Annotated in this window: 2 tRNA genes and 3 rRNA genes; all 5 read left to right on the forward strand. The window is 52.0% G+C overall.

Going from position 1 to position 5,800, the window contains the following annotated elements:
• The first annotated feature begins 542 nt into the window (after positions 1-542).
• The 5 genes from NAV32_RS17360 to rrf all read left to right on the forward strand — a co-directional run bounded on the left by NAV32_RS17360 (position 543) and on the right by rrf (position 5,739).
• A 16S ribosomal RNA gene (locus NAV32_RS17360) occupies positions 543-2,079 on the forward strand.
• A 64-nt stretch (positions 2,080-2,143) separates the two neighbouring features.
• Positions 2,144-2,220, forward strand: a tRNA-Ile gene (locus NAV32_RS17365).
• A 31-nt stretch (positions 2,221-2,251) separates the two neighbouring features.
• Positions 2,252-2,327, forward strand: a tRNA-Ala gene (locus tag NAV32_RS17370).
• Positions 2,328-2,578: 251 nt separating this feature from the next.
• Positions 2,579-5,469: ribosomal RNA gene (locus NAV32_RS17375) — 23S ribosomal RNA — on the forward strand.
• Between the two features lie 154 nt (positions 5,470-5,623).
• A 5S ribosomal RNA gene (gene rrf / locus NAV32_RS17380) occupies positions 5,624-5,739 on the forward strand.
• The 16S, 23S and 5S rRNA genes sit together here with 2 tRNA genes alongside, the layout of an rRNA operon.
• The last annotated feature ends 61 nt before the right edge of the window (positions 5,740-5,800 follow it).

Raw genomic sequence — 5,800 nt, forward strand, 5'->3', positions numbered from 1 at the left:
CCTATAATGCGCACCTTCTCCGGCGCAGGCCTTGGGCGAAACCTCTTGTAAATCAAGGGCTTAGCTAAATTAAGGGCTTGCACGGACGGCGAATTCGAGTAGAATGCGCCGGGCTGGCAGGGTGGTGGTTAGGCTCTGTTGGTGCTTCGGTCGGGTTGATCGCAAGCGGTTGAAAGAGGTGGTTGACAGCGGTTTTGAACGCTGTAGAATTCGCCTCCCGCTGACGAGAGACGCTGAGTTGATCGAAGGCATAAGCGGTTGAGAAGAAAGAAAAACTTCTTCAAAACAGCTTGACGAGACACAAGGCTGCTGTAGAATGCGCGGCCTCGGTTAAGGCGAAAGGCTTGATCGAAACGCTCTTTAACAACTGAATCAAGCAATTCGTGTGGGTGCTTGTGAGGTAAGACTGATAGTCAGCAAGATTATCAGCATCACAATGTACTCAACGAGAAATCATTGAGTGCTCTTCTTGAGGGTAACCTTTGGAAGAGATTGCGATTGCTGAGCCAAGTTTAGGGTTTTCTCAAAACCCAAGCAGTATTGAACTGAAGAGTTTGATCATGGCTCAGATTGAACGCTGGCGGCAGGCCTAACACATGCAAGTCGAGCGGATGAAGGGAGCTTGCTCCCTGATTTAGCGGCGGACGGGTGAGTAATGCCTAGGAATCTGCCTGGTAGTGGGGGATAACGTCCGGAAACGGGCGCTAATACCGCATACGTCCTACGGGAGAAAGCAGGGGACCTTCGGGCCTTGCGCTATCAGATGAGCCTAGGTCGGATTAGCTTGTTGGTGAGGTAAAGGCTCACCAAGGCGACGATCCGTAACTGGTCTGAGAGGATGATCAGTCACACTGGAACTGAGACACGGTCCAGACTCCTACGGGAGGCAGCAGTGGGGAATATTGGACAATGGGCGAAAGCCTGATCCAGCCATGCCGCGTGTGTGAAGAAGGTCTTCGGATTGTAAAGCACTTTAAGTTGGGAGGAAGGGTTGTAGATTAATACTCTGCAATTTTGACGTTACCGACAGAATAAGCACCGGCTAACTTCGTGCCAGCAGCCGCGGTAATACGAAGGGTGCAAGCGTTAATCGGAATTACTGGGCGTAAAGCGCGCGTAGGTGGTTTGTTAAGTTGGAAGTGAAAGCCCCGGGCTCAACCTGGGAACTGCTTTCAAAACTGGCAAGCTAGAGTATGGCAGAGGGTGGTGGAATTTCCTGTGTAGCGGTGAAATGCGTAGATATAGGAAGGAACACCAGTGGCGAAGGCGACCACCTGGGCTAATACTGACACTGAGGTGCGAAAGCGTGGGGAGCAAACAGGATTAGATACCCTGGTAGTCCACGCCGTAAACGATGTCAACTAGCCGTTGGGATCCTTGAGATCTTAGTGGCGCAGCTAACGCATTAAGTTGACCGCCTGGGGAGTACGGCCGCAAGGTTAAAACTCAAATGAATTGACGGGGGCCCGCACAAGCGGTGGAGCATGTGGTTTAATTCGAAGCAACGCGAAGAACCTTACCAGGCCTTGACATGCAGAGAACTTTCCAGAGATGGATTGGTGCCTTCGGGAACTCTGACACAGGTGCTGCATGGCTGTCGTCAGCTCGTGTCGTGAGATGTTGGGTTAAGTCCCGTAACGAGCGCAACCCTTGTCCTTAGTTACCAGCACGTTATGGTGGGCACTCTAAGGAGACTGCCGGTGACAAACCGGAGGAAGGTGGGGATGACGTCAAGTCATCATGGCCCTTACGGCCTGGGCTACACACGTGCTACAATGGTCGGTACAAAGGGTTGCCAAGCCGCGAGGTGGAGCTAATCCCATAAAACCGATCGTAGTCCGGATCGCAGTCTGCAACTCGACTGCGTGAAGTCGGAATCGCTAGTAATCGTGAATCAGAATGTCACGGTGAATACGTTCCCGGGCCTTGTACACACCGCCCGTCACACCATGGGAGTGGGTTGCTCCAGAAGTAGCTAGTCTAACCTTCGGGAGGACGGTTACCACGGAGTGATTCATGACTGGGGTGAAGTCGTAACAAGGTAGCCGTAGGGGAACCTGCGGCTGGATCACCTCCTTAATCGAAGACATCAGCTTCTTCATAAGTTCCCACACGAATTGCTTGATTCATTGCGAAGACGATTGGGTCTGTAGCTCAGTTGGTTAGAGCGCACCCCTGATAAGGGTGAGGTCGGCAGTTCGAATCTGCCCAGACCCACCAATGTTGTGTGGGGCGCAGGCTTCAAGACATTGGGGCCATAGCTCAGCTGGGAGAGCGCCTGCCTTGCACGCAGGAGGTCAGCGGTTCGATCCCGCTTGGCTCCACCACCACTCGTCATGCTTTAGAGTTCAGAAATGAACATTTCTGCGTCAGCAGTTGAATGTTGATTTCTGGTCTTTACCAGTATCGTTCTTTAAAAATTTGGGTATGTGATAGAAATAGACTGAGTGATCACTTTCACTGGTGATTGTTCAGGCTAAGGTAAAATTTGCGAGTAGCTCGTAAGAGCAAAATGCGGATTTTCGGCGAATGTCGTCTTCACGTTATTAGACAATAACCAGATTGCTTGGGGTTATATGGTCAAGTGAAGAAGCGCATACGGTGGATGCCTTGGCAGTCAGAGGCGATGAAAGACGTGGTAGCCTGCGAAAAGCTTCGGGGAGTCGGCAAACAGACTTTGATCCGGAGATGTCTGAATGGGGGAACCCAGCCATCATAAGATGGTTATCACACACTGAATACATAGGTGTGTGAGGCGAACCCGGGGAACTGAAACATCTAAGTACCCGGAGGAAAAGAAATCAACCGAGATTCCCTTAGTAGTGGCGAGCGAACGGGGACTAGCCCTTAAGTGGCTTTGAGATTAGCGGAACGCTCTGGAAAGTGCGGCCATAGTGGGTGATAGCCCTGTACGCGAAAATCTCTTAGTCATGAAATCGAGTAGGACGGAGCACGAGAAACTTTGTCTGAATATGGGGGGACCATCCTCCAAGGCTAAATACTACTGACTGACCGATAGTGAACTAGTACCGTGAGGGAAAGGCGAAAAGAACCCCGGAGAGGGGAGTGAAATAGATCCTGAAACCGTATGCGTACAAGCAGTGGGAGCCTACTTTGTTGGGTGACTGCGTACCTTTTGTATAATGGGTCAGCGACTTATTTTCAGTGGCGAGCTTAACCGAATAGGGGAGGCGTAGCGAAAGCGAGTCTTAATAGGGCGTCTAGTCGCTGGGAATAGACCCGAAACCGGGCGATCTATCCATGGGCAGGTTGAAGGTTAGGTAACACTGACTGGAGGACCGAACCGACTACCGTTGAAAAGTTAGCGGATGACCTGTGGATCGGAGTGAAAGGCTAATCAAGCTCGGAGATAGCTGGTTCTCCTCGAAAGCTATTTAGGTAGCGCCTCGTGTATCACTGCTGGGGGTAGAGCACTGTTTCGGCTAGGGGGTCATCCCGACTTACCAAACCGATGCAAACTCCGAATACCAGCAAGTGTCAGCACGGGAGACACACGGCGGGTGCTAACGTCCGTCGTGAAAAGGGAAACAACCCAGACCGTCAGCTAAGGTCCCAAAATCCTGGTTAAGTGGGAAACGATGTGGGAAGGCTCAGACAGCTAGGAGGTTGGCTTAGAAGCAGCCACCCTTTAAAGAAAGCGTAATAGCTCACTAGTCGAGTCGGCCTGCGCGGAAGATGTAACGGGGCTCAAACCAGGTACCGAAGCTACGGGTTCATCTTAGGATGAGCGGTAGAGGAGCGTTCTGTAAGCCTGTGAAGGTCAATTGAGAAGTTGGCTGGAGGTATCAGAAGTGCGAATGCTGACATGAGTAACGACAATGCGAGTGAAAAACTCGCACGCCGAAAGACCAAGGGTTCCTGCGCAACGTTAATCGACGCAGGGTGAGTCGGTCCCTAAGGCGAGGCTGAAGAGCGTAGTCGATGGGAAACGGGTTAATATTCCCGTACTTCTGGTTACTGCGATGGGGGGACGGAGAAGGCTAGGCCAGCTTGGCGTTGGTTGTCCAAGTTTAAGGTGGTAGGCAGAGGTCTTAGGTAAATCCGGGATCTTAATGCCGAGAACTGATGACGAGCTTTCTTTTAGAAAGCGAAGTGGTTGATGCCATGCTTCCAGGAAAAGCCTCTAAGCTTCAGGTAATCAGGAACCGTACCCCAAACCGACACAGGTGGTTGGGTAGAGAATACCAAGGCGCTTGAGAGAACTCGGGTGAAGGAACTAGGCAAAATGGCACCGTAACTTCGGGAGAAGGTGCGCCGGTGAGGGTGAAGTATTTACTACGTAAGCCCATGCCGGTCGAAGATACCAGGCCGCTGCGACTGTTTATTAAAAACACAGCACTCTGCAAACACGAAAGTGGACGTATAGGGTGTGACGCCTGCCCGGTGCCGGAAGGTTAATTGATGGGGTTAGCGCAAGCGAAGCTCTTGATCGAAGCCCCGGTAAACGGCGGCCGTAACTATAACGGTCCTAAGGTAGCGAAATTCCTTGTCGGGTAAGTTCCGACCTGCACGAATGGCGTAACGATGGCGGCGCTGTCTCCACCCGAGACTCAGTGAAATTGAAATCGCTGTGAAGATGCAGTGTATCCGCGGCTAGACGGAAAGACCCCGTGAACCTTTACTATAGCTTTGCACTGGACTTTGAATTTGCTTGTGTAGGATAGGTGGGAGGCTTTGAAGCGTGGACGCCAGTTCGCGTGGAGCCAACCTTGAAATACCACCCTGGCAACTTTGAGGTTCTAACTCTGGTCCGTTATCCGGATCGAGGACAGTGTATGGTGGGTAGTTTGACTGGGGCGGTCTCCTCCTAAAGAGTAACGGAGGAGTACGAAGGTGCGCTCAGACCGGTCGGAAATCGGTCGTAGAGTATAAAGGCAAAAGCGCGCTTGACTGCGAGACAGACACGTCGAGCAGGTACGAAAGTAGGTCTTAGTGATCCGGTGGTTCTGTATGGAAGGGCCATCGCTCAACGGATAAAAGGTACTCCGGGGATAACAGGCTGATACCGCCCAAGAGTTCATATCGACGGCGGTGTTTGGCACCTCGATGTCGGCTCATCACATCCTGGGGCTGAAGCCGGTCCCAAGGGTATGGCTGTTCGCCATTTAAAGTGGTACGCGAGCTGGGTTTAGAACGTCGTGAGACAGTTCGGTCCCTATCTGCCGTGGACGTTTGAGATTTGAGAGGGGCTGCTCCTAGTACGAGAGGACCGGAGTGGACGAACCTCTGGTGTTCCGGTTGTCACGCCAGTGGCATTGCCGGGTAGCTACGTTCGGAAGAGATAACCGCTGAAAGCATCTAAGCGGGAAACTTGCCTCAAGATGAGATCTCACTGGAGCCTTGAGCTCCCTGAAGGGCCGTCGAAGACTACGACGTTGATAGGTTGGGTGTGTAAGCGCTGTGAGGCGTTGAGCTAACCAATACTAATTGCCCGTGAGGCTTGACCATATAACACCCAAACAATTTGATGTTTGCGTGTCAGACGGTTGAAGTCGACAAACAAACCGAAAAGACGCATCGCTCGCAAAGCGAAAGAAACACCGCAACACCATCACATACCCATTAGGGGAAGCGACTCAACACCGACTCCCCAACCGAATTGCTTGACGACCATAGAGCGTTGGAACCACCTGATCCCATCCCGAACTCAGAAGTGAAACGACGCATCGCCGATGGTAGTGTGGGGTCTCCCCATGTGAGAGTAGGTCATCGTCAAGCTTATACACCAAACCCCCGACCCTCGTAAGAAGGTCGGGGGTTTGTCTTTGAGCAGGAAAAA

This window comes from Stutzerimonas stutzeri, assembly GCF_024448695.1.
Lineage (GTDB): Bacteria > Pseudomonadota > Gammaproteobacteria > Pseudomonadales > Pseudomonadaceae > Stutzerimonas > Stutzerimonas stutzeri_T.